Source organism: Burkholderia sp. 4NA327C6, assembly GCF_005502655.1.
Taxonomy (GTDB): domain Bacteria; phylum Pseudomonadota; class Gammaproteobacteria; order Burkholderiales; family Burkholderiaceae; genus Burkholderia; species Burkholderia contaminans.
Window position 1 is genome coordinate 47,345 of record NZ_SCNZ01000041.1, and the last position, 26,821, is coordinate 74,165.

General features: G+C 68.5%; 19 protein-coding genes. 3 read left to right on the forward strand and 16 right to left on the reverse strand.

Features of this window, described 5'->3' with window-relative positions:
- The 7 genes from tssA to tssJ form a co-directional block, all read right to left on the reverse strand.
- Complete coding sequence (tssA, locus tag FFS49_RS31300; protein ID WP_105815230.1) at positions 1-1,122, reverse strand: type VI secretion system protein TssA; 1,122 nt, start codon at positions 1,120-1,122, stop codon at positions 1-3.
- Entirely contained in the window at positions 1,109-3,499 is a 2,391-nt protein-coding gene (locus FFS49_RS31305; protein WP_105815231.1) for a serine/threonine-protein kinase, read from the reverse strand. Before FFS49_RS31305 ends, tssA begins: the two co-directional genes overlap by 14 nt.
- A 72-nt stretch (positions 3,500-3,571) precedes the next feature.
- Positions 3,572-4,267, reverse strand: coding sequence for a type VI secretion system-associated protein TagF (tagF, locus tag FFS49_RS31310; RefSeq protein WP_105815232.1), 696 nt, complete (start codon positions 4,265-4,267; stop codon positions 3,572-3,574).
- Positions 4,249-7,875, reverse strand: coding sequence for a type VI secretion system membrane subunit TssM (tssM, locus tag FFS49_RS31315; RefSeq protein WP_105815233.1), 3,627 nt, complete (start codon positions 7,873-7,875; stop codon positions 4,249-4,251). Before tssM ends, tagF begins: the two co-directional genes overlap by 19 nt.
- A 1-nt stretch (position 7,876) precedes the next feature.
- The gene (locus tag FFS49_RS31320) at positions 7,877-9,199 is read right to left on the reverse strand and encodes a DotU family type VI secretion system protein (RefSeq protein ID WP_105815234.1); all 1,323 of its coding nucleotides are present in this window, start codon (positions 9,197-9,199) and stop codon (positions 7,877-7,879) included.
- Between the two features lie 15 nt (positions 9,200-9,214).
- Positions 9,215-10,618 (reverse strand): type VI secretion system baseplate subunit TssK, encoded by a 1,404-nt coding sequence (gene tssK, locus FFS49_RS31325; RefSeq protein WP_105815235.1) that lies wholly within the window; start codon positions 10,616-10,618, stop codon positions 9,215-9,217.
- Positions 10,615-11,130, reverse strand: a complete 516-nt coding sequence (gene tssJ / locus FFS49_RS31330) for a type VI secretion system lipoprotein TssJ (RefSeq protein WP_105815236.1) — start codon at positions 11,128-11,130, stop codon at positions 10,615-10,617. The genes tssK and tssJ overlap by 4 nt, the downstream gene beginning before the upstream one ends.
- Positions 11,131-11,759: 629 nt before the next feature.
- Here tssJ and FFS49_RS31335 point away from each other — a divergent pair.
- Positions 11,760-12,146: a TssQ family T6SS-associated lipoprotein gene (locus FFS49_RS31335; RefSeq protein ID WP_105815237.1), complete on the forward strand. Its 387-nt coding sequence runs from the start codon at positions 11,760-11,762 to the stop codon at positions 12,144-12,146.
- Positions 12,147-12,190: 44 nt separating this feature from the next.
- Positions 12,191-13,648, forward strand: coding sequence for a type VI secretion system-associated FHA domain protein TagH (gene tagH, locus FFS49_RS31340; RefSeq protein WP_105815238.1), 1,458 nt, complete (start codon positions 12,191-12,193; stop codon positions 13,646-13,648).
- A gap of 53 nt (positions 13,649-13,701) precedes the next feature.
- On the opposite strand, the gene FFS49_RS31345 is transcribed toward tagH, so the two are convergent.
- From FFS49_RS31345 to FFS49_RS31380, 8 genes are all read right to left on the reverse strand, one after another.
- On the reverse strand, positions 13,702-15,180 hold the full coding sequence (locus tag FFS49_RS31345; protein WP_105815239.1) for a diguanylate cyclase: 1,479 nt from the start codon (positions 15,178-15,180) through the stop codon (positions 13,702-13,704).
- A gap of 373 nt (positions 15,181-15,553) precedes the next feature.
- Positions 15,554-16,999: an NAD-dependent succinate-semialdehyde dehydrogenase gene (locus FFS49_RS31350; protein ID WP_046547831.1), complete on the reverse strand. Its 1,446-nt coding sequence runs from the start codon at positions 16,997-16,999 to the stop codon at positions 15,554-15,556.
- A gap of 152 nt (positions 17,000-17,151) precedes the next feature.
- The gene (locus FFS49_RS31355) at positions 17,152-18,450 is read right to left on the reverse strand and encodes a cytochrome c (protein ID WP_105815240.1); all 1,299 of its coding nucleotides are present in this window, start codon (positions 18,448-18,450) and stop codon (positions 17,152-17,154) included.
- A 15-nt stretch (positions 18,451-18,465) separates the two neighbouring features.
- The gene (locus FFS49_RS31360) at positions 18,466-20,688 is read right to left on the reverse strand and encodes a xanthine dehydrogenase family protein molybdopterin-binding subunit (RefSeq protein WP_105815241.1); all 2,223 of its coding nucleotides are present in this window, start codon (positions 20,686-20,688) and stop codon (positions 18,466-18,468) included.
- Between the two features lies 1 nt (position 20,689).
- Positions 20,690-21,145 carry a (2Fe-2S)-binding protein gene (locus tag FFS49_RS31365; protein ID WP_043183740.1) on the reverse strand — a complete coding sequence of 152 codons (456 nt, stop codon included), beginning with the start codon at positions 21,143-21,145 and terminating at the stop codon, positions 20,690-20,692.
- Between the two features lie 135 nt (positions 21,146-21,280).
- On the reverse strand, positions 21,281-21,580 hold the full coding sequence (locus tag FFS49_RS31370) for a putative quinol monooxygenase (RefSeq protein ID WP_039357777.1): 300 nt from the start codon (positions 21,578-21,580) through the stop codon (positions 21,281-21,283).
- A 100-nt stretch (positions 21,581-21,680) separates the two neighbouring features.
- Positions 21,681-22,739 carry an NADP-dependent oxidoreductase gene (locus tag FFS49_RS31375; protein WP_105815242.1) on the reverse strand — a complete coding sequence of 353 codons (1,059 nt, stop codon included), beginning with the start codon at positions 22,737-22,739 and terminating at the stop codon, positions 21,681-21,683.
- 244 nt (positions 22,740-22,983) lie between these two features.
- On the reverse strand, positions 22,984-23,604 hold the full coding sequence (locus tag FFS49_RS31380) for a TetR/AcrR family transcriptional regulator (protein ID WP_105815243.1): 621 nt from the start codon (positions 23,602-23,604) through the stop codon (positions 22,984-22,986).
- A 308-nt stretch (positions 23,605-23,912) separates the two neighbouring features.
- Here FFS49_RS31380 and FFS49_RS31385 point away from each other — a divergent pair, with 308 nt between their 5' ends.
- Positions 23,913-25,484 (forward strand): hypothetical protein, encoded by a 1,572-nt coding sequence (locus FFS49_RS31385; RefSeq protein WP_105815244.1) that lies wholly within the window; start codon positions 23,913-23,915, stop codon positions 25,482-25,484.
- Between the two features lie 116 nt (positions 25,485-25,600).
- Here FFS49_RS31385 and FFS49_RS31390 read toward each other — a convergent pair whose 3' ends face one another.
- Positions 25,601-26,623, reverse strand: a complete 1,023-nt coding sequence (locus FFS49_RS31390) for a DNA-binding protein (RefSeq protein WP_105815245.1) — start codon at positions 26,621-26,623, stop codon at positions 25,601-25,603.
- Between the last annotated feature and the right edge of the window lie 198 nt (positions 26,624-26,821).

Here is a 26,821-nt window from a genome sequence, read left to right on the forward strand (position 1 = left end):
TCATTCGCTCCGCTCGCCGCTCAGCAGGTCCAGCTTCGGCAGGCTCTCCGGGGCGAGATCGCGGATGATTTCGTAGAAGTCGAGCGCGAGCAGCCGTTGCGCGCGCCGCAGCAGCAGCGGCGCCGGGTGGCTGGGTTCGTGCTGCTCGAAATAGCGGCACATCTTGTCGAGGCCAATGCGCACGTCGTCGCGGCTCGTGACCTCGGCATCGCGCCACGCGTGGGCGTTCGGCAGCGCCGCCGCTACGGGCGCGCTTGCTGCGGGGCCGGCCGACGATACGTCGCCGGGCGCGGCCTGCTGCACGTCGGGCGAGAACCATTGCGGCTCGGGCTGCGGCACTTCGCGCACGATCCGCTGCAGCGCCTTCTCCGCATCGCTTTCGTCGGGCGCCCATTCGCGGCCGAGCCTGTCCGTCACGCGCACGCGGATCGCATCCAGCGCGTGCAGTGCCGCGCGCGCCGCATCGAGCGGCGTCGTGCCGTCGTCGCGCACGGCCGACAGCGCAGCCAGCAGGCTTTCGCGGCTGCCCGTCACGGGGCTGCCGGTGTCGTCTCGGCCGTCGAGCAGCCGTTCGGCATCCCGCACGCTCGGCCCGCCGTCGAACAGCGGCTGGCGGCGCGCCGCACGCGCGCAGTCGTGCGCGCCGGCTATCTCGGCGAGCGCGTTCATCCGCAACGTCGGATCCGGTTCGCCGTCCGCGTCGAGCCGTGGATGCAGCTCGTCCCAGCGCCGCTCGAGCAGGTTCGCGACGAGCGCGAGCGCGTCCGCGAAGCCGGGAACGCCGTGTTGCTCGGTCCAGCTTCGCGCAACACAGGCGACGACGCGCAGATCCTTCGTGCGCGCGGACAGCGCCAGCGCGAGCCGCTCGACCGCACGCCAGTCGGGCGCCTCGGCCGGGATGACGGTGTCACCGTATTGCTGCTCGGCGCGCGGTGTCGCACGCTCCTGCAGTTGCAGAAACTCGGCGTCGTATTCGAGGTTCGCGCCGCACGGTTCGTCGGGCGAGACATCCGCGAGCAGCCGGCCGATCAGGTCGGCACGCGGGGTCGCCGGCAGGCCGGGCGGCACCGTGGACAATGCGGCGGCGGCCAGCGCCGCCTGGCTGACGTCATTCGAATGCATAGTCGATGTTGACCGGTTTGCTGCCGAAGTCGATCGCCACGGTGCGGTGCAACGGCGGCAGCGAGCCGTTGCGGATCTCGATCACGTAGACGCCCGGCGTCAGCGATACCGAACGCAGCGGCGGGCTCGCGCCGCGCCGCGCGCCGTTCACGTAGATGTCGCCCCATGGCCGCACGTTGAAACGCACCTGCACGGTTTCCTGCGTCTTCGTCGGACGCGGCTGCGACTCGGCCGTTGGCGCGTTGACGGCGGCGACGGCAGTCTCTGCCTCCGACGGCGCCTTCGGTGCTCGTGTCGGCACAGTCGCCGGCGTGGCGGCCGCTTCCGACGGCGGCACGTTGACGACGCGCTCCGACGAATCGAGGCTGCCGGCGGGCGCGATGGCGGAACCGGAGCCCGCTTGCGACGGAGCCGGGTTCGTCACGGTGGTCGCAACCTGCGGCGCGGGCGTGGCGGTCTCGCCAGCAGGCGTGCTGGCCGGCGCTGCGGCGACAGGGGGCGGTGGAACCTGCGCGGACGATCCGGCCGGCAGGCTGGACGGCGGCACGACGGTCGGTGTCGGCCCCTGCTGGGCCAGCGTGGCGCCCGGCGTGCTCGCGGGCGGTGACGTGCCCGCCTGCGGCTGGCTCGCGACCGGCGCGGCCTCGTCGGCGACGCGGGCGGGACGCGACAGATAAGTCGCCGCGAGGCCGACGGCGATCAGCGCAACGAGCGCGCTACCGGCGTAGACAGGCAGGCGGCGGTTGCGCGATCCGGACGGAGCGTGGCCGCGTTGGGCGCCGGTCGGCACGGATGCGCCGCCTGATGACGAAGCCGACACAGCGGGATGCGGTGCGGTTGAAGCGGAGGCGCCGGCAGCCGCGGATGCGTTCGCGTTGCCGGAACCGGCTGCACCTTGCGCGCCGACGTCCGGGGCCATATTCGCTGATCGCGTACCGGCTTCGTTGTCGGTCGTTGGGGATCGCGTACCGGCTGCGTCGCGTGTGTCAGTTCGTGCAGCGGGCGCTTCTTGCTTGCGTTCGACGTCTCCGGTCGGCGTTTCGGATTCGACCGGTTTTTCGACCGGTTTCGCAGACGATTGAGACGCATGCGATGCAGCAGACGCTGCGAGCGAGCCCGCAGCCGCAACGGCGGCGCCTTGCGCGACGGTTTTTGACGTCGAACGCGTATCGGCCTCCGGCTTGGTGCCGGACACACCAGACGATGCGGATGCCGTATCCGTAGGCGCGGACCCATGATCCGCACCAGCGGGCGTCGACGCCCGCCCATCCGGCGCAGCGTTGCCCGAAGCGGTCCCGCCCGCGCCGATCGACGCCGCAGCAGCAGCGGACGCCACGCCGGACGCAGCAGACGCCCCACCCTTCCCTTCCCCGCTCCTGCCCGCATCACCCACCGGCGGCACGGCCGCCGCACCATACCCACCACTCGCCCCGAAGTCCCGCAACCCGAGCTCCGCCGCGAACGCCGCGACTGATTCCGGCCGATCCGGGATCCGCAGCTGCAGCGCATGATCGACCGCCGCGAGAAAGGCCGGGCTGTACACCTCGCCGGCCGGCAGTTCGCGCGACACGAGCGGCCGGTACGTGTCCTTGATGCTGCGCACGACGGCCGCGGGCGGCAGCTCGCCGGTGATCATCGCGTGCATCACCGCGCCGAGCGCATAGAGATCGGTCCACGGCCCCTGGCTGAACGCGGGATCGTCGGTGTACTGCTCGATCGGCGCGTAGCCGGGCTTGATCATCATCGCGCCGTCGTCGACCAGGTCGCCGATCCGTTTGCGCGCCGCGCCGAAGTCGAGCAGGATCGCGCTGCCGTTCGGGCGGATCAGCACGTTGTCGAGCGCGACGTCGCGATGGAAGCACTGCGCGCGGTGCAGCGTGTCGAGCGCGCCGAGCAGCGCGCCGACGATGTTGCGCAACTGCGTCTCGCTGATCCGCATCCCTCCGTCGAGCAGTTGCTTGAGCGTGCGCCCTTCGTAGAACGGCATCACCATGTACGCGGTGCCGTGGCTTTCCCAGAAATGCAGGACCTTGACGAGCCCCGGATGGTCGAATTGCGCGAGCAGGCGCGCCTCGTTGAGGAACGCGCCGCGCCCGGCGTCGAAGGCTTGCGCGAAGCGCTCGGAGCGCAGCGACACCGTATAGTCGCCGCCGCGCGTGGCCAGCATCGACGGCATGTATTCCTTGATCGCGACCGCGCGCCGCAACGTGCGGTCGAATGCGCGATAGACGATCCCGAAACCGCCGATGCCCAGCACCTCGTCGAGCTGCAGTTCGCCCAGGCGATGGCCGAGCGGCAGCGGCCGCACCGTGAATTCGGATGCGTCGCCGCGTGTCGCCGTGTCGTGCTCGTTGTCTCTCGATCCAGCGTCCTTCATCTCCACCACCTCTCGAAACCGCGTCCTTTCCGCCCGCCGCGCCCAGCGGCCCGCCCTCCTTCTGCCGGGCCGCTAGCTGCCGCCGAACAGCGTCAGGAACAGCGCGTTGTCGGGCGTGCCCGTATGCGCGTGCGTGCGCAGCGGCGATCCGTCCGCGCGGTTGGTCCACCAGAAACTGGTGCCGCCGTGCGGATCGAAGTAACCGGACAGCCCCGGCCACGCGGCCGCGGCCGGCCGTTCCGGCGGCGGCGCAGGCATGCCGTCGACGATGTCGGCGTACGTGTCGTCGCCCTGCGTGAGCCGCACGCGCGTCAGCATCTGCTCGAGATCGCCCGGCGCGCGTGCATGGCGGATCGCGTCGAGCAGCGCCTGGCCGACCTGCCAGTAGTACGTGTCGGCGGCATCCGGCAGCCCGGTCCAGTAATCGGCCGCGCGCATCGGCAGCGTGACGATCACCGGGTAGTAGCGCCCCACGCGATCGCAGCTCGGCGCGAGGCAGCCCGGCTGAATGCACGACGCACCCGCGCCCGCCGGGATCAGGAAATTCCAGACCGGCGCGACCGTGTAGTGGCGTTCGATCTCGTCCGCGCCGCGCTGGCGCATCGCGGCCATGCCCTGCTGGAGCCAGCGCTCCCACCACAGCGCGAGCGCATGCGGCAGCCGGCTGTTCACGAAGTCGCCGGCGCCGGGAATCTTCCCGTACCAGGCCGGCGCATCGCCGTCGGTACGCGTGAACGGCGGTGTCGGGCTCATGGCTTCGGAGGGCATGTAAAGGACTCCATCTGGGGCAGCCTGAACGGGTTGCGGACACTGCCCGCATTCACTTGCAGCACGATCGGTTTGCCGTCGACCGTGAAGCGCGCAATCATCTGGTCCGAACCGCGCCCGGCCGACACGGCCGCGCGGTCGAACAGCCGGTGCAGCGCCCACGGCCCGCCGGTCGTGAGGCCGTCGGCCGCACCGGTCTGCTCCGATACCTGCAGCCGCACCTGGCTGCTGCCGCGCGGGCCCGGCCAGTCCACCGCGCTCTGCACGAGCGGGCCGTGCGCGTAGCGGACGATCTGCCCGTCGACGTCGAGCACAATCTCCGTGATCGACGGGTCCATTTCGAGCGGCTGGATCTGCACCTTCAGCTGCGCGGTGCGCGCGCCCCCGCCGAAATAGACGTCGCGGATCACCGCCGCCTTCTCGAACGAAGACAGCATCGCGGCGGCCGACGGATCGGCGTCCGCATTGCGGTTCGCGAAGCGCCACGGGTGCGCCGTCGTATCGACGATCGACTGCAGGTTCTTCTGGAAAAAGTCGTCCATCAGGCCGCCGGGCGCGAACATCTGCGCGAAATCCGCCGGCGCGACGTCGCGCGACGAGCCGCGCGCGAACGGGTAACGGCCCGCGATCGCCTGCCGGCAGAAGTCGCCGACGTTCGCGCCGGCCCGCGTCGCGACGCTGCGCTGCTCGACGGTCGCCACGCTGCCGTTTGCGACGTTCGACAGGTCGTCGAGCACTTCGCGGAACGGCGTCGGCAGGCGGCCGGCCTGGGCGCGCAGCCTGGCCGGCGCATCGGACGGCGGCGGCTGCGCGCCGCTCCTCAGTGCGTCGTCGGTGGCCGTCAGGTACGTGTACAGCGCGTCGATCGACTTCAGCACGTCGTTGAATGCCGAAGCCTGGTCGCCGCTGCCCGGCGCGAATGCACGCAGCCCGGCGAAATGGCTGTCGACGATCTGCTCGGCGCTCGCGGGCGCCGCCGCGGACGCGCTCGCATTGCTGCCCTGGCCCGCGAAGATCTGCGACAGCGAGCTGCGCGCCTCGTCGACCTTGTCCTGCGCCTGCGCCGCGAGATTGCGCGCCCCGCCCGGTGCGTCGCCGAGCGCGGTGTCGCGTGCGAGCGCCACCATCAGCCGCGTGAGCGGCGAATCGGCGGACGACAGCGCGCGCGCCACCTGGATGCTCTGCGCGAGCGTCGCGGTGCGCTGCAGCTTGATGTCGGCGAGATAGTCGTCCCAGATCTTCAGGTAGTCGTTCAGATAGAGCTGGCGGATATCGCGTACCCACGCGGCCGCGTCGTTCGGCCCCGGAATCTCGGACAGCCCGAGGTTCAGCACCCATACTTCCTCGCGCCCGTAGGCTTCGACCTCGCCGGCCAGGTGCGGCGCGAACACGTTGCGATAGCCGTTGCGCGTATAGAGCCCCGGCACGCCTTCCGACAGCGGTTTGCCGCTCTGCCGGCGGAACACCAGTGAAGCGTCGGGGCCGACCGCCCGCGCGACGCTGAAGTCGAATGCGGAGGTGGCCGGCCGCAACGTCATCGTGAGCTGCCGGTACAGCCGCTGCGAGAACGGCACCTGGCGCAGCCGGTCGCGCACGTCGGCCACGAGCCGCTCGTTCATCGGATACGGCGACACCGCGACACGGTTGCCGAACAGAGCGGCGAGATGCGCGCGCAGCGCGGAGCGTTCGGCCGGCGAGAAATCGGGCGGCAGCGCGCGTTCCATTTCGAGGTCGACGACCGCCTGCACGAATGCGGGATCGTAGTGCGCGCCGTCGTACAGCATCAGGTACGCCTTCAGTGCGGCATACGCGTATTCGGTTTCATCGGGCCGCGCGTCGCGCAGCGCGGCCTCCATTCGGCTCGCGGCGATCGGCAGCAGCACGTCTTCGAGCGCGCGCCGGTACACGGCGTCGACGGCTTCGTCGATCTTCTCGCCCTGGAACAGCCCCCACCGATACGCGAGCGGCGGATGCTGCAGATCGACGCCGCTCGCATTCGCGAGGTTGCCGAGCGCGTCGAGCACCGGCAGCAGGCGGGCGACATCGGCCGCATCGGAGAATTTCGCGCCGGCGATCTGCGTATCGACGGCCGGTACGCGCGCGGCGATCTGGTCGAGATACGCGCGGTTGTTCGAATAGCTGCGCAGCCACGCGACCAGCACGGCCGCGCACACCAGCACGAGCAGCGCGTAGCCGGCGATCTGCAGCACGCGCCGCTTCTGATGCCAGCGCAGGTCGCTGCCGGCGAGCGCGGCTTCGCGGAAGATGTGCTCCTGCAGCAGCGACTTCAGGAAAAAGCTGCGCCCGGTCGAGCCGACCTGCGCGACCGGCGGCACGCCCTCGACCTTCAGGAAGCGCTTGATGCCGCTCATCACGCGATCGAACGCGGTGCCTTCCTGCGTGCCGCTCGTCAGGTACACGCCGCGCAGCATCGGCATCGGCTCGTAGCTCGACACGGAAAACACCTCGGCGACGAACTGGCCGAGCATGTCCTGCAGGTCGGCGATCTGCTGCGGCAGCAGGTACGTCATCTCGCGCTGGCGCGCGTCGGTCTGCGCGGCGAGCAGTTCGGGCAGCCCGTCGTTCAGCCGCTGGTGCAGCAGCCGGTATTCGCGGTCGAATGCCGCGCGCAGGTCGAAGCCCGGCGCCTCGCTTTGCGCGAGCGGGAACGTGAAACCCCACACCTGCGCGCATTCCGTGCGGCCGTAGCTGCTGAAATACTCGGCGAAACCCGCGAGCAGGTCGGCTTTCGTCACGAGCAGGTACACGGGAAAGCGGATGCCGAGCTGCGCGCGCAGTTCGAGCAGCCGCTTGCGCAGCACCATCGCGTGCTGCGTGCGTTCGGCCTCCGACGCACCGAGCAGGTCGGCCACGCTGATCGTCAGCATCGCGCCGTTCAGCGGCTGGCGCGTGCGGTATTTCTTCAGCAGGTCGACGAAGCCTTTCCACTCGGCCTCGTCGAGCGCGCGGTTGCCCTCATGCGTCGTATAGCGGCCGGCCGTGTCGATCAGCACCGCGTCGTTCGTGAACCACCAGTCGCAATGGCGCGTGCCGCCCACGCCGCGAATTGCCGCGCGGCCGAACTGCTCGGCGAGCGGAAAGCTGAGCCCGGAATTCACGAGCGCGGTGGTCTTGCCCGAGCCCGGCGCGCCGATGAACACGTACCACGGCAGTTGATACAGATACTGGCGCGACATCCGGTCGAACCACTGCGTCACGCCCTTGCGTGCGGTGTCGGCCTGCCCGAAGCGCACCTTCTTCAGCAGCGTCGCGGCTTCGTCGAAGCGGCTGCGCAACTCGTCGAGCTGCGCTTTCGCCGGATCGTCGGCGGTAGCCGGCCCGGGCGCGGCCTCGCGCAACTGGTTCAGCAACTGCGCATTGAGGCGGCCGGCGCGCCAGCTGCGCCATGCGACACGTGCGCCCCACGCGATGAACAGCACCGCGATCGTGAGCCCGCGCGCCCAGCCGCTTTCGAGCGGCCGGACCTCGGCGAACGCGAACAGCGGGCCCGCGAGCCACACGAAGCACGCGAGCACGACGAGACCGGCAAAGGTCCAGATCTCCCGCGACGGCAACGGCCGGACGAAACGCGCGACAGCCTGGTTCATATTAGTTGGCCCCCTGCGTGGCGCTCGCGCCGACGGCGGCGCTGCCCGGCGCCGGCAGCAGCGTGATCTCGACGCGCCGGTTCAGTGCGCGATTCGCGGGCGAATCGTTCGGCGCGACCGGGTCGAGCGTGCCGCGCCCTTCCGCGGCGAGCCGTTCCGGATGGTCGAGCCGCGCGGCGATCATCCCGCGCACGGCTTCCGCGCGTTCGCGCGACAGGTCCCAGTTCGACGCGAAGCGCGCCGTATGCACGGGTGTGTCGTCGGTATAGCCGGTCACGCGCACGTTGCCGGGCACCTTGTTCAGCGCGTCGGCCACGCGCGCGAGCACCGGCACGTAGCGGTCGATCACCGACGTCGAGCCGGACTTGAACACCCCGTCGCCGCGCAGCACGACCACGCTGCGATCGGCGTCGTCACGCACCGATACGAGGCCGGCCGCGATCTCCGGCTCCAGGAACTTCGCGACGCGCGGCGCCGGCGCGGGACGCGACGGCGCCTGCGCGGGCTGCAGCTTCGGCACGTGCAGCGCGTCGATCGACGCGAACAGCCGATCCGAATGCCCGCCGAGCGCGATCCGCAGCCCGACGAATACACCGAAGCCGATCAGCAGCGCGAGCGCCACGCACACCCACAGCGGCACGACGAAACGGCGCGCGACGTCGCGCGTGACGATGTCGCGCCAATGCGGTGACAGCGCCGGTTCGAATTCGCCGCGCACCGAGCGGATCGTCAGCGCGAGCTGGTGGCGCAGCGCATCGAGCTGCGCGTGGCCGTTGTCGAGCACGCGATAGCGGCCCTCGAAGCCGAGCGCGAGACAGAAATACAGCAGTTCGAGCAGGTCGAGATGCTGGCGCGGCTGCTGCGACAGGCGCTCCAGCAGGTGGAAGAATTTCTCGCCGCCCCACGTTTCGTTGTGGAACGACACGAGCAGGCTGTGCGACGACCACACGCTGCCGCCCCACGGCGTCAGCGCGGCCGCCTCGTCGAGCGCCGTGCACAGGCAGTAGCGTGCGCCGATGATCGCTTCCGACGGCACGCCCGCTTCCTGCGCACGCGCCTCGAACTGCCGGATTTCGACCACCAGATGCTCGCGCAGCCACGCCGGATTCGGGTGATGGACGGTCGAGCGGATCTGCGGCACCAGGTTGAGCAACGGATTCGCGGCCGCGACGAGCGGGTTCGTGCCGCTTGCGGCCCAGCGCCCGGGGCGCGGCTGCGTCGCGGTCGGGCCGGCCGCGCCCGCCGCGGCCGGATGCATGCCGCCCGGATTCGGCGGCACGAATCCACCGGTGCCGGCAGAGATCGAATCGGAGGAGGTATTCATCGCGTCGCCCCGCCCTTACCCGCGTATTGCCCAGAATTCCATCGAGAGCCCAGGGAATTCGCCGGCGAAATGAAAAGCGAGACCGCCGGAGCGTGCCAGCTGCTTCCACAGGTCGCTGCCCTTGTCGATCTCGAAGTACGTATGACCCGCGTGATACGGGATCTGCCGCGGCGCGACCGGCAACTGGCGCATCGTGATCCCCGGCAGCTGCAGCTGCACGAGATCGCGGATCCGTTCGACCGGCCCGAGCTTCGCCTGCGCGGGAAACCGCGCGCGCAGGCTGTCGGCCGGCACGTCCGCGCGCACCGCGAGCACGAAGCCGGCCGTGTCGCGCAACGCCGGATCGGCCAGCGTCGCGACGCGGATGCCGTTACCCGCATCGCGCAGCTCGATCTGGATCGCGTTTTGCTCGAGCACCGTCGACAGCGACCGGCGCAGCTCGGTCATCAGCGCCGCGAAGCTCGTGCGCAGGTCGTCGTGCACGTAGACCGCGAGCGACTGCGGGCGCCGGCTGGCCGCCGTGAACGTGCTCAGGTCGCACGCGAGCTTCAGCCAGTCGCAGAACAGCGCCTCCGGGTGCGTCGACACGTGCTGTTGCGCATGCCAGGTCAGCGCGAGATAGCGGTTCACGAGCTGCAGCAGCAGGAAATCCGCGACTTCCGACACGCCGCCGCGCCCGGGCTCGGACAACCGCGCCGCGAGCGCTTCGCTGCGTTGCGTGAGCAGCCCGTGCAGCTCGCGTGCATACGCCAGCAGCACGGCGTCGTGCTGCGCGACGAGGCGCGGCGGAATGTAGCCGTCGTCGACGAGCAGCCGCGCATCGGTGCGCCGCTCGACGACACGTGCGACGCCGAGCGCGTGCCAGTCTCCGGTCAGCTCGGCTTCGAGCATCAGCCGCACGTTCAGGCGGCCCGTCTGCAGCAGCGCGGGGCCGAGCGCGACCGCGTTCGCGTCGGCCACCTCATATTCGCGGACGACGTAGCGCGCGACGTCCGCACTACCGTTCGAGCCGTTCGCCGCATGGCCGCTGCCTGCACCCGCACCGAACGACACCTCCTCGCCGCCGCCGCGCCACAGCGGCAGCGCGAGCACGACGAGCTGGTCCTTCGCATCGGCCGGCACATCGAGCGGCTCGGGGAGATCGTCCGGATGGGACAGGTCGAACGGCGTACCGTCGCGCATCACGCCCGACGCGGTGCTCAGCGCGACCTTGCCGAGCGCCAGTTGCTCGCGATCGAGCGCCAGCGTGTCGAAGCCCCAGTAGAAGCCTTGCAGCGGCAGGCAGCGCAGTGCGACGTAGCGTTCCCAGTGCCGTTCGAGCTGCTGGAAATGCTGCGGCCGCAGGAACATCCCCTCGGTCCACACCACCCGCTGGCGGAGCGCCGCGACCGGCGTCGCGGACATCGTCGGTTCGGTCATGAGCGCCCCTTCGCATCGTTCAGCGCGATGCCGCCATTGCGCACGGCGATCGACAGCTTCAGCTCGCCCGGCGACGTCTGCCAGAACTTGTAGAGATTGAGCTGCTTCGCGCGCGGCAGCGGTACCGTCAGCCGCCAGCGGTTCTTGTCGAGCATCCGGTATTCGGCGACCACGCCGATCGCGCCGGCCTCGACGTTGCCGCGATAGTGCAACGTGCGCGACTCGCCCGGCCGCAGGATCACGCGATCGGTGCCGAGCAGGTCCGCGCCGAGCACGTTCTCCGGCTTGTCCTGCAGCGAGAAGAAATCCGCGCTGTCGAACGACGATGCCGCGCGGAGCTGGAACACCTTCAGCACGATCGGCGCAGGCTTGCGGTTCATGTCGGGGTTGACGTCGGGTGCAACGTCAACCGTGATCGCATACGGCACCGCCGCGGCGTGCTCCGTCGCGCCGCATCCCGGCAACAGCATCACGCATCCCCATACGATGAAACTGCTTGACCGCCATTGCATATTTCACCCTCGCCACCCAATAGCCGCGCGCCGGTTTCCGACTTCGAAACCGGATGATCTGATTGAAAAAGGGACAATTAAGTGATCGGTAATTGTGTAATCGGTATATCCATTCATTGCAATCCGTGTCGGCAAATTCTTCTTGTAAAAAGCCGGGTCGTATCATTAATGGTTTTTGAAATTCGATTTTGCGAGATGATGGGAAATTAAATTGAGATTGGTAAATAAACGGCAAAATTTAATCCGGCCGGTGCGCGCGGGCGGCCCGGTTCCATGGCGTGGATACCTGTCGGATGGGCGCGGGCGCAAGCCAGTCGGCCGCCGGGCAATGGGCGCCCGCGACGCTGGGGGTATGCCAGGCTATTCGTTTCGCACGAACGGATGGCCCCGTTTTTCGTGCATTGACGTGCGCCGGCCAAACAACTGACGAATCCGAAAAACACAGCGAACTATAGGCCGTTTTTCCGGTTTCACAAGGACTGAAATTCGTAGTCGATTCTGTATTCAGGTGGAAATGGATTGATCAAATGAAACAAAACGTAACAGCTGGTTTGGCACTGATGATTGGCACTAGAATCCAACAGCGCTTGTGTGCCACCTTCCAATTACGCCAATTTTTAATTTCAATAATGAAAGGTCGTTCATCGCTCGTTCTTTTCCTCGGCGCATTGTTGCTGGGGGCCGGCGGGTGCAGTACGTCCCCGACACGGTCGGCTGCACGCGCGACGGTCGACAGCGCGCGCGCCGCGTACGACAGCGGCGACTACGGGCGCACGATCGCACTGCTGAGCCATGCGAAGGAGATCGACGGCGCCGACGCCGACACGCAGGTGGCCGCGCACAAGCTCCTCGCGTTCAGCTATTGCGTGACGAACCGCATTACGCCGTGCCGCGCCGAGTTCTCGAAAATTCTCGACCTCAACCCGCGCTTCGACTTGTCCCCTGCCGAGAAGGGGCATCCGATCTGGGGGCCCGCGTTCGAATTCGCGCGCCGCAGGCATGCGTCGTCATCCTGACCGAACCGGCTTCCACGCGAGCGCTTCAACGAGCGACGTATGACATGCAACTGATCGTGATCGAACATGCCGGCGAGCCCGTCGAAAACGCCTCCTGCGACGCCGTCGTGTTTCATCCGCCCGGCGGCACCATCGGCCGGGCCAGCGACAACCATCTCGTGTTGCGCGACGACACGCGGCAGATATCGCGCCTGCAGGCACTGCTGCAGGTCGGCGACGACGCGTGCCTGCTGAAGAACCTGAGCAGCGTATCGACGATCGAGGTGAACCGCGAGCCGGTCGGCTATGCGCAGGAGCGCCCGCTGAACACCGGCGACATCATCCGCATCGGGCCGTACGTGCTGCGCGCCGAACGCGACGACGGCGGCCATGGCGACGATGCACCGGTCATCGACATGGCGACCGACACCGGCGTGCACGTCGATCCGCAGCCGCAGGCGCGAACGTCAGCGGCAACCTCGCCCGCATCGTCTTCGCGGATCGATACGAAAGGCGCCGGCAACCGGCTGTGGGGGCTTCTCCAGGATCGTCTCGCGCCGCGCGGCACGGCGACGGACACCGGTACGCGACCGGGTGGCCCTGCACGGGCGGATACTGCACAGCCGGCGAACCGCGCGGCGCAGGCCGTACCGCCCGCCCCTTCACAGCGCGACCTGAACCAGTTGTCGACCGATCCGCTCGACCTGTTCGCGCAGTCGTCGGGCGATATCGGCACATCAGGCACTTCAGGCACGGCACCGCATGCCGATCGCGGCCACACGGAACGCGAAGCGTCGTCCGCGACCCAGGCAGACCATGCGCCCGAGTGGACGCAACACGTGCGTGTGCAGCCAGCCGCCGCGCGCGCCGCCGATCCGCCTCCGGCCGATGAACCGGCGCCGCATGCCGCGCGCGCGCCGACGCCCGATGAACTGCTGAGCGCGTTCTTCGAAGGCGCGGGGCTCGATACGGCTGCCGAGTCGCATCAGTGGTCGGCCGAGCAGTTGTACATCGCGGGCCAGTTGCTCGCGCTGTTCGCGAACGGCACGGTCGAGCTGCTGTCGTCGCGCAGCATCCTGAAGCGCGAGGTGAAGGCGCACATGACGATGCTGCTCGATCGCGAGAACAATCCGCTGAAATTGCTGCCGGACGGCGGTGCCGTGCTGCGGCAGATGTTCGGGCTGCCGCTGCCGGGCTTCATGTCGCCGCAGAGCGCGGTCAGCGACGCATTCCAGGATCTGCATGCGCACCAGATCGGCATGGTCGCCGGCATGCGCGCCGCGTTGATGGACCTGTTGACGCGCTTTTCGCCGCAACGGCTGCGCGAGCGCGACGACGCGATGCGCTGGTACGAGAAGCGCGTGCCCCTGCTGTACAAGGCGAGGATGTGGGATCGCTACGCGGCGACCCATCGCGACACGGTGTTCGCGATCGAGGACGATTTCGCGTCGGTGTTCGGCAAGGCGTTCCTGGCGGCGTACGACGCGGAAGTGGAAAGCTACCGCGGCAGCGGCCGGCATTGAGCGTCGAACAGGCGCCCGCCGTCGGTAGCGGGCGGTGCGTGCCGGCGGTGGTGTCAGGTGCCCGTTTCATGCGAGGCAACCTTGTTTCGCCCCATTTCCTTCGCGTGGTACAACGCCTCGTCGGCCGCCTTGATCACCGACTCGACCTCGCCTTCCTGCCCGGGGGCCCAGCTTGCCACGCCGATGCTCGCGGTGACGCGCCCGAATTCGCTTTCCGCATGTTCGATCGCGAGCCCGTCGATCGCCGCGCGAATCCGCTCGGCGATCTCGGTCGCGCCCGTGGCCGGCGTATCGGGCAGGATCACGACGAATTCCTCGCCGCCATAGCGGGCCGCGGTGTCCGCGGGGCGCCGGATGTTGTCGCCGATGCATCGCGCAACCGCCGCCAGCGCGTCGTCGCCGGCCTGGTGACCATACGTGTCGTTGAAGGCCTTGAAGCGGTCGACGTCGACGAACAGCAGCGAAAACACCGAACGGGCACGGCGTGCGCGGCGCCATTCGAGGTCCAGCACTTCCCCGAACGAGCGGCGATTGTTGAGCCCGGTGAGGCCGTCGGTGCGCGCGAGCATCACCAGCTCGGATTCGGCCCGTATCCTGCGCCGCAGCTGGGTGCCCAGCAAAAAGGACAGCACGATGAACGCCGCGCCGAAGGTCGCCACCAGCGCGCCGATCGTGATCGCCCGGCGCCGCCACGCTGCATAGATGTCCTGCTCCGCTTCGGCGACCATGATGATCAGCGGCAGGTGCGGCAGCGTCTTGAAGTAGTACAGGCGGCGCACGTTGTCGATCGTCGAGGTCTCGACGAACGAGCCCTCCGGCGCCGTCATGAAGTGGCGAAACGTCGCCGCCTTGCTGATGTCGCGGCCGATGGTGCGCACGTCGTACGGCTGGCGCATGAACATGATGCCGTCCCGGCCGACCAGCGAGATCGCGCCGTGAGAGCCGAGCGCGAGGCCGGCGAACAGCGTGTGGAAATACTCGAGATTGACCGCGATCATCACGATGCCGCCGAACGAGCCGTCCGGATTCGACACGCGGCGCGTCAGCGCCACGCTGAGCGAGCCGCCCCGCAGGCGAGACGCATAGGGATCGCTGATGTAAAGCCCGGCGTTCGGATTGTCCCGGTGAACCGTAAAGTATTTGCGGTCGCCGAAGTTGCCCTGGCGCGGCGTGTCATTCGCCGAATCCAGGATGATGTTGCCGGCCGAATCCAGCACGAGCATCGAGCCGAGAAATTGCGCCGTCATCGCGTGGTCGAACAGGACGCCGCGCCGCAGGGCCGGCGTGGCCGCCATGACGTCCGGCCGCTGCAGGCCCTGGATCACGGCTTCCAGGGACAGGCCGTACAGCTCGATATTGCGTTCGATGTCGCGCTCGGCGACGAGCGCCAGGTTTCGCGACGTCTCGCGTGCGCGGTCGAGCGCGTCGTGACGGCTCTGAAACAGCTGCAACACGCAGAGGCCCATCAGCGCGCACGCGATCAAGGTCCCCGCCAGCACAACGTAGTACGGCGCTGCCGAGCGCGAATGCATCCGTTTCCTCTCAGGTTGGGCCGATGCCGACGCACCGGTTGGTATGGTTTCTTGTGAATAAGCTATACCAAAAAGTGTGACGTCCGGGTACGAGGTGCAGTCCGGACTTGCCAGCGTGCCGGTCACGTGAGCTGAACGGTATCGGGCGGAAGGCGCCGGCGTGAATTCACGAGGGGATGCGGTGCGAGTCGTTGCCGGTGACGGAATTGAAACAATCCGCCCGCAGTGACGCGCATATTGAAATACCGAGGGGGTTGCCGTTCGAATGCACGGCTGGAGCGAGAAGCGGGCAAGAGACCGGGCGCACTGCCCGGCCCACGCCGATCGCGTGCGCGACGCCAAACGCGCCGCGCACGCGATCGAACGACGACCGTCAGACGGCCATCACCGTCACCGACTTCGTGACCAGGTACGGCTCGAGCGCTTCCGGGCCGCCTTCCGAACCGTAGCCCGAGTCCTTCACGCCGCCGAACGGCATTTCCGGCCACGGCGTCGCCGGCTGGTTGATCCACAGCATCCCGACTTCGAGGCGCTGCGTGAGCAGGTGCACGTTCGCGAACGAACGCGTGAACGCGTAGCCGGCAAGACCGAACGGCAAACGGTTCGCTTCCGCGATCGCCTCTTCGAGCTTGTCGAAACCGCGAATCGCCGCGACCGGGCCGAACGGCTCGTTGTTGAACACGTCCGCTTCGAGCGGCACGTTCGCGATCACGGTCGGCGCGAAGAAGTTGCCTTCCGAGCCGATCCGCTCGCCGCCGGTTTCGATGCTCGCACCGACCTTGCGCGCGTTGTCGATGACCGACGCCATCGCGGTCAGGCGGCGCGGGTTCGCGAGCGCGCCGAGCGTCGTGCCTTCCTCGAGGCCGTTGCCGACCTTCAGCCCTTCGGCATGCTTGACCAGCGCGCGCGTGAATTCGTCGCGGATGCTGTTGTGCACGAGGAAGCGCGTCGGCGAGATGCAGACCTGCCCCGCGTTGCGGAACTTCGCGCCGCCGGCCGCTTTCACCGCGAGCGCGACGTCGGCGTCTTCGGCCACGATGACAGGTGCGTGCCCGCCCAGCTCCATCGTCGCGCGCTTCATGTGCAGGCCCGCCAGCGAGGCGAGCTGCTTGCCGACCGGCGTCGAACCCGTGAACGTGACCTTGCGGATCACCGGGTGCGGGATCAGGTACGACGAGATTTCGGCCGGATCGCCGTACACGAGGCCGATCACGCCGGCCGGCACGCCTGCGTCGACGAAGGCGCGCAGCAGCGCGGCCGGCGACGCGGGGGTTTCTTCCGGCGCTTTCACGAGGAACGAACAGCCGGTTGCCAGCGCGGCGCTCAGCTTGCGCACGACCTGGTTGACCGGGAAGTTCCACGGCGTGAACGCGGCGACCGGGCCGACCGGCTCCTTCACGACCGTCTGCTGTGCGCCGAGGTTGCGCGGCGGCACGATCCGGCCGTACACGCGGCGGCCTTCGTCCGCGAACCATTCGATGATGTCCGCCGCCGACAGCACTTCGACACGCGCTTCGGTGAGCGGCTTGCCCTGCTCCTGCGTCATCAGCTGCGCGATCGCGTCGGCGCGTTCACGCACCAGCGCGGCCGCCTTGCGCATCGTCGCCGCGCGCTCGTGCGCGGGCACCTTGCGCCATGCCTCGAAGCCGCGTTGCGCGGCGGCAAGCGCACGGTCGAGATCGGCGATGCCCGCATGGGCCACCTTGCCGATCGGCTTGCCGGTCGCCGGGTTCACGACGTCGATCGTCTTGCCGCTCGCGGCGTCGACCCACTCGCCGTCGATCAGCAGTTGCGTATCCGTATAAGTCACGTTAGCCATCCAGACACCCCTACATTGCGTCGATAAACGCGCGCTGCCGCGAACGGCCGCGCGCCGGTTGACAGAAAAAGCCAGGCCGCCGGGGCAGGCACGCACCCGGCGGCGGTGACAGCGGGCACGCCGGCCCGCCCTCGTTCCGCATGGAGCCGCGCTCAGCGCGCGGCCGCCGTCGCCTTGCGGAGTTTCGCGACGTCCGCCGCCTGCACGGCCGGCGCGCCGTTGTTCCAGCCGGCGCGCATGAACGTCAGCACGTCGGCGATCTGCCGGTCGTTCAGCTGGTTCGAGAACGCCGGCATCGGATACGCGGACGGCACGCCATCGATCACGAGCGTCTCGCTGCCGTTCAGCGTCACGTTGATCAGCGACGCGGCATCGGCTTCGAGCACGTTCGGATTGCCGGCGAGCGGCGCGAGCAGCGGCGCGTAACCGCGCCCGTCCGCACCGTGGCAATGCAGGCAGTAAGCGTTATACACCTTCGCGCCCGGATCGGCCGCCGGCCGGCCCAGCACGACCTGCGTCGCCTTCGGATCATAGCTGTACGGCGGCGCGCCCGTGCCGCCCGCCGCCGGCAGCGATTTCAGGTAACGCGAAATCGCCGTCAGGTCGTCGTCGGAGAGCGCCTGCGTGCTGTGGTTGATGACGCTGACCATCGAGCCGAACGCGGTCGCATGGCGGTTCGCGCCGGTCTTCAGGAACTGCGCGACCTCGGCCTCGTTCCAGCGGCCGAGCCCCGTGTTGGGCTCGCCGGTCAGGTTCGACGCGAACCAGTTGTCGATCGACGCACCCGACAGGAACGCCGCGCCGCCTTCGTCGAGCGCCTTCTCCTGGAAGCCGATGCCGCGCGGCGTGTGGCACGACCCGCAGTGCCCGAGCCCCTGCACGAGATACGCGCCGCGGTTCCACACCACGTCCTTGGCCGGTTTGTCGGCGTAAGGCGTCGTGTCGAGGAACACCATGTTCCACAACGCGAGCGGCCAGCGCATGTTGAGCGGCCACGGGATGTCCGACGGCCGGTTCGCCTGTTTCACCGGTTCGACACCGTGCATGAAATACGCATACAGCGCCTTCACGTCGTCGTCCTTCAGCTTCGCGTACGACGGGTACGGCATTGCCGGATACAGGTTGTGACCGTCCTTCGCGACGCCCTTGCGCAACGCGCCGGCAAACTCGGCTTCGGTATAGCCGCCGATGCCCGTCTCCGGATCGGGCGTGATGTTGGTCGTGTAGATCGCGCCCATCGGCGTGACCATCTTCAGGCCGCCGGCGAACGGCGTGCCGCGCGGCGCGGTGTGGCACGCGACGCAGTCGCCCGCTTTCGCGAGATACGCGCCGCGCGCGACGAGTGCGCTGTCGGCCGGCGCCGCCTGCGCGGCGTGTGCGGCCGTGCCGGCCAGCAGGGCAGACACGGCGAGCAACGACGTGCCGAGCATCTTCAGGGTGAGGTTTTGCATGGTCGTCTCCTCCCCTCAAGCCGTCTTCAGCTGGTCGCCGACCGGCAGCTTGCGCAGCCGCTTGCCGGTTGCCGCGAAGATCGCGTTCGCCACCGCCGCGGCGGTGGCGGCCGTACCCGGCTCGCCGATCCCGCCCGGCGCCTCGCCGCTTTTCACGAGATGGACCTCGATCGGCGGCGTCTCGTTGATCCGCAGCATCCGGTAGTCGGTGAAATTGCTCTGCACGACGCGGCCCTCCTCGATCGTGATCTCGCCATACAGCGCGCCGGTGATCCCGAAGATGATGCCGCCCTGCACCTGCGCCTCGATCGTGTTCGGGTTGACGACCATGCCGCAATCGACCGCGCACACGACACGCTTCACCAGCACTTCGCCGTTATCCACCGCGACATCGACGACGATCGAGAAGAAGCTGCCGAACGCGTGCATCACCGAGACGCCGCGCCCTTGCCCCGTCGGCAGCGCCGGGCCGCCCCAGCCGGCCGCCTTCGTCGCGACGTCGAGCACGTTGAGCGCGCGCGGCGTCTTGCCGAGCAGCGCGCGGCGGTATTGCACCGGGTCGGTCTTGGTCTGCGCGGCCAGTTCGTCGATGAAGCTCTCGACCACGAACGTGCCGCGCGTCGGGCCGACGCCGCGCCAGAACGCGGTCGGCACGTGGCGCGGCTCCTGGCGCACGTAGTCGACCAACTGGTTCGGCAGGTCGTACGGCAGCTCGGCCGCGACTTCGACCGCATCGGGATCGACGCCGTGCTGGAACGCCGGCGGCGCGAAGCGCGCCATGATCGACGAGCCGACGATCCGGTGCTGCCACGCGACCGGCTTGCCGTTCGCGTCGAGGCCCGCCGAAATCCTGTCGTGGTAGCACGGCCGGTACATGTCGTGCTGCACATCTTCCTCGCGCGTCCAGACCACCTTCACCGGCGCGTTGACCTGTTTGCCGACCTTCACGGCCTGGCCGATCATGTCCGTCTCGAGCCGCCGGCCGAAGCCGCCGCCGAGCAGGTGGTTGTGCACGACGATCCGGTCGGGTGCGAGGCCCGTGAGCTGCTGCACGGTATCGCGCGCCCGCGTCGGCACCTGCGTGCCGACCCAGATCTCGCAGCCGTCGCCGCGCACGTGCACCGTGCAGTTCACCGGTTCCATCGTCGCGTGGGCGAGCAACGGCTGTTCGTAGACGGCGTCGACGCGCGTCTTCGCATTCGCGAATGCCTTGTCGATGTCGCCGTCCTTGCGTGCGACCGCGCCCTTGCCGTTCGCCGCCGCCTGCGCGAGATCCGCGAACAGATCCTTCGTCGAGACTTTCGCGCCCGCGCCCTCGTTCCACTTCACGACCAGCGCCGACGCGCCGCGCTTCGCGGCCCACGTGTGATCGCCGACCACCGCCACCGCGTTGTCGACGCGCACGACCTGGCGCACGCCGGGGATCTTCTTCGCGGCCGTGTCGTCGACGCTCGCGACCGTGCCGCCGAACACCGGGCTGTTCACGATCACCGCGTACAGCATGCCGGGCAGGCGCACGTCGAGCCCGAACTGCGCGGTGCCGTCGACCTTCTCCGGTGAATCGAGCCGCTTCGCGGGCGTGCCGATCAGCTTGAAATCCGCCGGCTGCTTCAGCGCGACGTCCTTCGGCACCGGCAGCTTCGCCGCCGCATCGGCGAGCTGGCCGTACGACGCGCGCCGACCGCTCGGCGGATGCTGCACTTCGCCGGTCGCGGCGCGGCAGGCTGCCGGATCGACGTTCCATTGCTTCGCGGCGGCCGCGACCAGCAGCGTGCGCGCGGTCGCGCCCGCGCGGCGCAGCGGTTCCCATGCGTAGCGCACCGACGTCGACCCGCCGGTGAGCTGGCCGCCGAGCAGCGGATCGAGGAACAGTTTCTCGTTCGGCGGCGCATGGTCGAGCGTCACGCTCGACAGCGGCACTTCGAGTTCTTCCGCGATCAGCATCGGCAGCGCCGTATAGACGCCTTGCCCCATCTCGACCTTCGGCATCACCAGCGTGACCTTGCCGGCGCGGTCGATCTGCACGAACGCGTTCGGTGCGAACACGCCGGGTTGAGCCGGTTCGGCGGCGTCGCCGCCGATCACCGAACGGCGCGCATCGTCGCCCGCGGCCGGCATGCTGAAGCCGAGCAGCAATCCGCCGCCGGCCGCCGCGCCCAGCGACATGCCGAGCTTGAGGAACGAACGGCGCGACACGCCCGCGCCGGCCCGACCGGCTTCGATCAGTCCTCGTGACATGTCAGGCCTCCTTGGCGGCTTGCTTCACGGCCGCGCGAATCCGGTTGTACGTGCCGCAGCGGCAGATGTTGCCGGCCATTGCCGCGTCGATGTCGGCGTCGCTCGGGTTCGGGTTCGATGCGATCAGCGCGGTGGCAGCCATCACCTGCCCCGACTGGCAGTAGCCGCACTGCACGACATCGAGTTCGCGCCATGCCTGCTGGACCTTGTGGCCGGCCGGCGTCGCGCCGACGGCTTCGATCGTCGTGATCTTGCGGCCGGCGACAGCCGCGACCGGCAGCACGCACGAGCGCGCGGCAACGCCGTCGAGATGCACCGTGCACGCGCCGCACTGCGCGATCCCGCAGCCGAACTTCGTGCCGGTGAGACCGACGACGTCGCGCAGCACCCAGAGCAAGGGCATGTCGTCGGGGGCGTCGACCGAGCGGGTTTCGCCGTTGATGTTGAGGGTGATCATTCAGCCTCCGGGGCCGGTGTATTGGGGAAGCGGCGCGAACGATGCGCCGCGTGGTGTCGTCATCGCCGCCGCGTGCCGTGCGGCGGGTGTCGTGCGGCCCGGGTGGGAGCGGGCCGCAACGAGGGTGCTGCGTGGTTACTCGGCGACGTCGATGCCCGCCAGCACCTTGATGACCGGCGGCGCGGTGAACCAGTCGGCCGACTTCGCGCGGAATTCGCCGAAATACGGGCTCGCCAGGTGCGCGTCGAACGCGGCCTGGTCGTCGTAGATCTCGTACAGGTGGAGGTTCGGCGAACCGTCCTGCTCACGGAACAGGTCGTAGCGCCGGTTGCCCGGCTCGGTGCGCGTCTTCGCGACCATGCTGCGCAGTTCGGCCTCGGCGGCCGCCGCGTGTTCGGGTTTCAGGAACAGGGAAGCAATTACGTGGAGCGCCATCTTGTCACTCTCCTAGTCGTCGATGGTGGGGTCGAGCATGCCACAAGCCGGCGTCGCATGACGCCGGCGTGCAATCGTCGTGTGTCGTCGTGCCGATGCATCAGGCCAGTTCGTCGGGGCCCACGCGCACGACGACCTTGCCGAAGTTCTTGCCGGCCAGCAGGCCGATCAGCGCTTCCGGCGCATCGGCGAGATCGGGGACGACGTCCTCGAGCGTCTTCACCTTGCCCTGCGCGACCCATTCGCTCATTTCCTTCATGAACGTCGCATAGCCGGTTGCATAGTGATCCATGATGATGAAACCCTGCATCCGGATGCGCTTGCGCAGGATCGTGCCCATCAGTGCCGGCACGCGGTCGCGGCCGGTCGACACGGCCTTGTCGTCGTAGGCCGCGTCGTTGTAGTGCGCGATGATCCCGCACACGGGCACGCGCGCATGGTCGTTGAACAGCGGCCACACCGCGTCGAACACGGCCCCGCCGACGTTCTCGAAATAGATGTCGATGCCGTTCGGGCACGCGTCCTTCAGCTTCGCGGCAAAGGCCGGATCGCGGTGGTCGACGCACACGTCGAAGCCGAGCGTGTCGGTCACGTACGCACACTTGTCGGCACCACCCGCGATGCCGACCACGCGGCAGCCCTTCAGCTTGGCGATCTGGCCGACCACCGCGCCGACCGCACCGCTCGCCGCCGCGACCACCACGGTTTCGCCGGCCTTCGGCTCGCCGATCTTCAGCAGGCCGGTATAGGCGGTGAAGCCCGGCATGCCGAGCACGCCGAGCGCGTACGACGGATGCGCGAAGTCGCGGCCGAGCGGAATCAGGCCGGTGCCGTCGGACAACGCATAGTCCTGCCAGCCGGCGCCTGCCACCACCAGGTCGCCTTCGCGGAACGCCGGCAGGTTCGACGACACGACCTGGCTGACCGTGCCGCCGACCATCGGCCGGCCGAGTTCGGCCGGCGGCGCATAGGACGGTGCGTCGCTCATCCGGCCGCGCATGTACGGGTCGAGCGACAACCAGACCGTGCGCAGCAGCACCTGGCCGGCGCCGGGCGTCGGCACGTCAGCGGATTCGGCGCGGAAGTTGTCCGGCGTCGGCGCGCCGACCGGGCGCGAGTTCAGGACGATCTGGCGATTGGTGGTCTTGCTTTGCGGCATGTGAGTCTCCTTCAACAGGAATGGACGTGCTTCGTGGGCACGATCGGATCAGGGATGGACCAACGGCAGACGGCTGCATCGGCGCTCAGGCCGCTGCGCCTGCGTGCATTCGGTTGAGTCAATCGGGGCAGCGTAACGAGGCGTGGCACGTTCGTCATGCGGGTTTGAGCAGGTTTGAGCAGGTTTGAGTAGACCAGTCGTCTAGAGTCAGGGTAAAAACAAGGCGCGCCGATGCGCGCCCGGGTTACGACTCCGCCCCGCTCGGCTCGAGCGGCGGCAGGTTGAGCATGCGCCGCGTTTCGACCATCGCCCGTTCGAGCGGCTGGCGGTTGCGGTGAATCTTTTCCAGCAGCGTCGCACCCAGCCACAGCTCGTACAGGATCGCGGCCGTATGCGACGGATCGGCGACTCCGCTCAGCGAACCGTCGGCCAGCCCGGCCTCGATGCCACCCGCGAGCCGCTCGATGATCTGGCTCGTGCCGTGCCGCAGCACCGTGCGCATCGCTTCCGACAGGTCCGACACTTCCGCGCCGAGCTTCACCGCGAGGCACTTGCCTTCCGGATCGTCCGCGCATTGCGTGTGCAGCCAGTTGCGCCAGTACGTCATCAGGCGCTCGGCGCCCGTGCCGGCCTGATGCTTGAACAGGTTGTCGAGATGCGCGAGATAGCCGTCGAAATACGATTCGAGCAGCGCTTCGCCGAATGCCTCTTTCGAGCCGAAGTAATGGTAGAACGAGCCCTTCGGGATACCCGCCGCAGCGAGAATCTCGTTCAGGCCGACCGCCGAAAACCCCTTGTGGAGCATGATCGGCTTGGCGATATTCAGGATGTGCTGGCGGACTTCCGCGCCTGAAGATGCATTCATGATGGCGTATGTTAGCAACGATTAGACCGGTCGTCTAGTAACGTCGAACCGGCATGTTGAGCGGCACTTTACCCGATCCCCGCCGGGCGCCCAAACGTCGCGCCGGCATGCCTCCCTCCTTTCCCGCTCCTTCGAGCGCGCGGCGTCACACGCACGACTCGGTTTCGTCGCGGGCGTTTCATCGAGCTCCCGCATAAATACGCGCGGCGCATGTGCCGGCGATCGATCTGTTTCGACCGGCATTGCACACGTGTGCAATGCGCCGGATCGTCCTCTGTCGTCCCCCCAACCCGTGACCAGGAACGCCCATGACCGCTTCGAAACCCGAACGCCCGTCCGCGCCGAACCGCCGGCGCTTCATCCAGCGCGGCGCCGCGCTGACCCTGTCGCCGCTCGTCGGCACGCTGGCCGCCTGCGGCGGCGACGGCAACCCGACGTCCGCGTCGTCGTTCGCTGCCACCGGCGCTGCGGACGCATCCGCGCGCAGCTACGGCATCGCCGACCGCTCGATCACGATCAACGTCGTCAACGCGATTCCGTCGACGACGCTCGCGTACGGCAACGCGGCGAGCCAGAGCGGCTCGCTGCCGCAGGCGTCGCAAGCGCAGGTTGCAACCGGGCAATCGACCGCCGTCAGCGCGTCGAACAGCTGGGGCGACTGCACCGGATCGTTCGGCCTCGTCGGCGGTGACGCATCGTTTGCCATTTCGTACACCCATCCGTTCGGGTCGCAGCCGACCACCGTCAGCGTCACGCCGTCGGCCGGCTACGTGTCGGGCGCCGACGCCGCCACGTTCCCCGGTCACGATTCGGTCGCGAACCTCACGCTGTATCGAGGCGTCGCGACTGCGAACGGCGCGTGGGTCGTCCCGCTCGCGCAGCTCGCGACGCCGCCGGCCAACAACTGCCAGGATTTCGCGAACAGCATGTTCGGCAGCAACGTGCGCACGGCCGCGGCGATCCAGTCGGCCTACCAAAGCACCGGGCCGCTCGGCTACGTGCCGCCCGCCGACTTCACCGGCGGCCAGCTTGCCGGCTTCGTCGCGCAATGGGTGCAGCGCTGGCAGACCGGCGCGGCCTACGGCGTGCTGCCAGTTGCCGATGCGCAACTCATCGACGCGCTGAAGCAGTACGTGTCCGGCGCGTCGAACGCCGGCCCGCTGACGATGTGGGTGCCGCAGATCGCGTGGCAGGCCGGTTCCGATCCGGCGGTGTTCGCGCTGACGGGTTATCGCGCGTTTCCGTTCGTCGATGCGCAGGGCAATTGGAATACGGGCACGCTGTCCGCGTTCCTGACGCTGCTGGCGGCCGGCTCGCATATCGTCGCGATCAGCGCGACCAGCGACCTGCCGACGGGCGTCACGATGCAGGCGTTCGACAGCTTCATGGGTGCGAGCGGGCTGACGACGTCGACGGACATCGGCAACTCGCACTACGCGTCGGTCCTGAACACGACGGGCCGCTATTACCTGAGCGTCGGCAGCGATTTCGCGCCGGCGAACTGCGGGCTGATCCTGTCGTTCCTGTACGGGCGCACGGTGAACAACCTGCTCGCGGGCGCCGGTACGTACAACACGTTCATCCAGCTCGAAGGCTGGCAGGCTGGCGGATCGCGGCACAACGCCGACTATGCGACGTATCAGCAGACGCTGTGGAACATCTCGACGTACGGTGCGTCCGCGTACAGCGAGAAGCGCGCGACGTCGATCTTCCTCGCGCCGGCCGGGTGGACGCCGCAGGTCTATCAGACGACGCGGATGATGCCGTACGTCGGCGCCTATGCGCAGTCGAACGGCTCGCCGCAGGGGTGGCTCAACACGTCGCTCGTCACGATTCCGGCGGATGCGCCGGCGTTGCCGTCGCGGTATGTGTCGAGCTGATTGGTATTTGCGAGTGGGTGGGCGATCGCGGGTGTAAGGAGCTCGGTCGCTTGCCTGCCCGCTTCAGGCGTCCGGCGTGCGTCGCCTTTGGCTGACGCACGCTCGTGGTTTCGCCGTCAACGAGGCGGCGCTTCGTCTGCGCGCTTTCGTGTGCGCGCCCTCCGCTCGTCCCGTTGTGCGGCTGGCGCTGCCTTGGCGCCACGCAGCGCCGACCGGCGCGAGAGCGCCGTCATTTCGCGCCGCAGCGCATCGAGCTCCTTGCCCCGTGCCGCATCGGCCGCCTGCGCGCCGTCAAGCTGCCCTTGAAGCACGCCGCATCGATGCAGTGCGTCGCCGAGATGCGCCTGCAGCGCGGCCACCTCCCTCCGCTGCTGCGCATCGCGCTGCTCCGCGCGCAATGCCGCTGCGTCGAGTTCCTTCTGCAGCCGTGCGGCCGCGAGCCGCTCGCGATCGATCTCCTGAAGCGCCCGCTTCTCCGACGCGCGCAAGCGCTCCTCGGCCCGGCCGGCATCGTCGCGCAACCGGTCGAGCTGGGTGGTGAAGTCCGCACGCGCCTGCGCAAGTGCGCGGTCGCCTTCCGCGTTGTCGGCCGTGAGGCGCTCGATCTCCGCTTGCAGCGCTTGCCGCGATGCGTCGTCCGCCGCCCTCGCCTGCTCCAGTTCCTGAATGCGCACCTGCGCGGCCAGCAGCGCGGCCGTGCGTTGCTCCAGCGCGGTTTCGGTGCGGGCCAGATCGGCCTGTAGCGCCGCGACTTCCGCCTTCGCCGCCACCCGCTCGGCTTCGACCTCCGCGCGCAATGCATCGAGCGCACCGGCCGCGTCCGCACTCGACCGATTCCATAGCGCCGCGACCAGTTCACCGGCGGCCGCCTGCAGATCGGCCGGCAGATCGGGATGCTCGATACGCACGCGACTCTTTTCCCGCAACTCGGCCCAGAACTCGCCAAGGACGGCCGTCGGCGTGCTCATGCTGCCCTTGCGGACGAGCTGGTACAGGCGGTTCGCGGTGGGCGTGATGCCGAAGCGGAAGAACAGCAGCGCGCAGGCTTCGCGATACAGCTCGCGGGTTTTCGGGAAGTCGGCCTTGAGGCGCTCGATTTCGGCGGTCAGGCGGGATTCGTCGGCAGCGAGATCGGACATGGTGGGGTTTGGCTGGTGATTTCGTAAATAATATAACGTAAACCGTTTGATATTTAATCATAGTGGCGAGTTAATTTGACATTATTTCTATAATGTCGAGATATTCGAATTCGGCATCGTGTACAGAATCGCCGAGCGCAACGTATCACCCCGATTCCCTCCCAGCGCGCCGCCCCACCCACCCAGAAGCCTCTGCAA

Coding starts and splice junctions, on each gene's coding strand:
- tssA (WP_105815230.1), bottom strand. CDS start 1,122: ATGCATTCGAATGACGTCAGCCAGGCGGCGCTGGCCGCCGCCGCATTG.
- FFS49_RS31305 (WP_105815231.1), bottom strand. CDS start 3,499: ATGAAGGACGCTGGATCGAGAGACAACGAGCACGACACGGCGACACGC.
- tagF (WP_105815232.1), bottom strand. CDS start 4,267: ATGCCCTCCGAAGCCATGAGCCCGACACCGCCGTTCACGCGTACCGAC.
- tssM (WP_105815233.1), bottom strand. CDS start 7,875: ATGAACCAGGCTGTCGCGCGTTTCGTCCGGCCGTTGCCGTCGCGGGAG.
- FFS49_RS31320 (WP_105815234.1), bottom strand. CDS start 9,199: ATGAATACCTCCTCCGATTCGATCTCTGCCGGCACCGGTGGATTCGTG.
- tssK (WP_105815235.1), bottom strand. CDS start 10,618: ATGACCGAACCGACGATGTCCGCGACGCCGGTCGCGGCGCTCCGCCAG.
- tssJ (WP_105815236.1), bottom strand. CDS start 11,130: ATGCAATGGCGGTCAAGCAGTTTCATCGTATGGGGATGCGTGATGCTG.
- FFS49_RS31335 (WP_105815237.1), top strand. CDS start 11,760: ATGAAAGGTCGTTCATCGCTCGTTCTTTTCCTCGGCGCATTGTTGCTG.
- tagH (WP_105815238.1), top strand. CDS start 12,191: ATGCAACTGATCGTGATCGAACATGCCGGCGAGCCCGTCGAAAACGCC.
- FFS49_RS31345 (WP_105815239.1), bottom strand. CDS start 15,180: ATGCATTCGCGCTCGGCAGCGCCGTACTACGTTGTGCTGGCGGGGACC.
- FFS49_RS31350 (WP_046547831.1), bottom strand. CDS start 16,999: ATGGCTAACGTGACTTATACGGATACGCAACTGCTGATCGACGGCGAG.
- FFS49_RS31355 (WP_105815240.1), bottom strand. CDS start 18,450: ATGCAAAACCTCACCCTGAAGATGCTCGGCACGTCGTTGCTCGCCGTG.
- FFS49_RS31360 (WP_105815241.1), bottom strand. CDS start 20,688: ATGTCACGAGGACTGATCGAAGCCGGTCGGGCCGGCGCGGGCGTGTCG.
- FFS49_RS31365 (WP_043183740.1), bottom strand. CDS start 21,145: ATGATCACCCTCAACATCAACGGCGAAACCCGCTCGGTCGACGCCCCC.
- FFS49_RS31370 (WP_039357777.1), bottom strand. CDS start 21,580: ATGGCGCTCCACGTAATTGCTTCCCTGTTCCTGAAACCCGAACACGCG.
- FFS49_RS31375 (WP_105815242.1), bottom strand. CDS start 22,739: ATGCCGCAAAGCAAGACCACCAATCGCCAGATCGTCCTGAACTCGCGC.
- FFS49_RS31380 (WP_105815243.1), bottom strand. CDS start 23,604: ATGAATGCATCTTCAGGCGCGGAAGTCCGCCAGCACATCCTGAATATC.
- FFS49_RS31385 (WP_105815244.1), top strand. CDS start 23,913: ATGACCGCTTCGAAACCCGAACGCCCGTCCGCGCCGAACCGCCGGCGC.
- FFS49_RS31390 (WP_105815245.1), bottom strand. CDS start 26,623: ATGTCCGATCTCGCTGCCGACGAATCCCGCCTGACCGCCGAAATCGAG.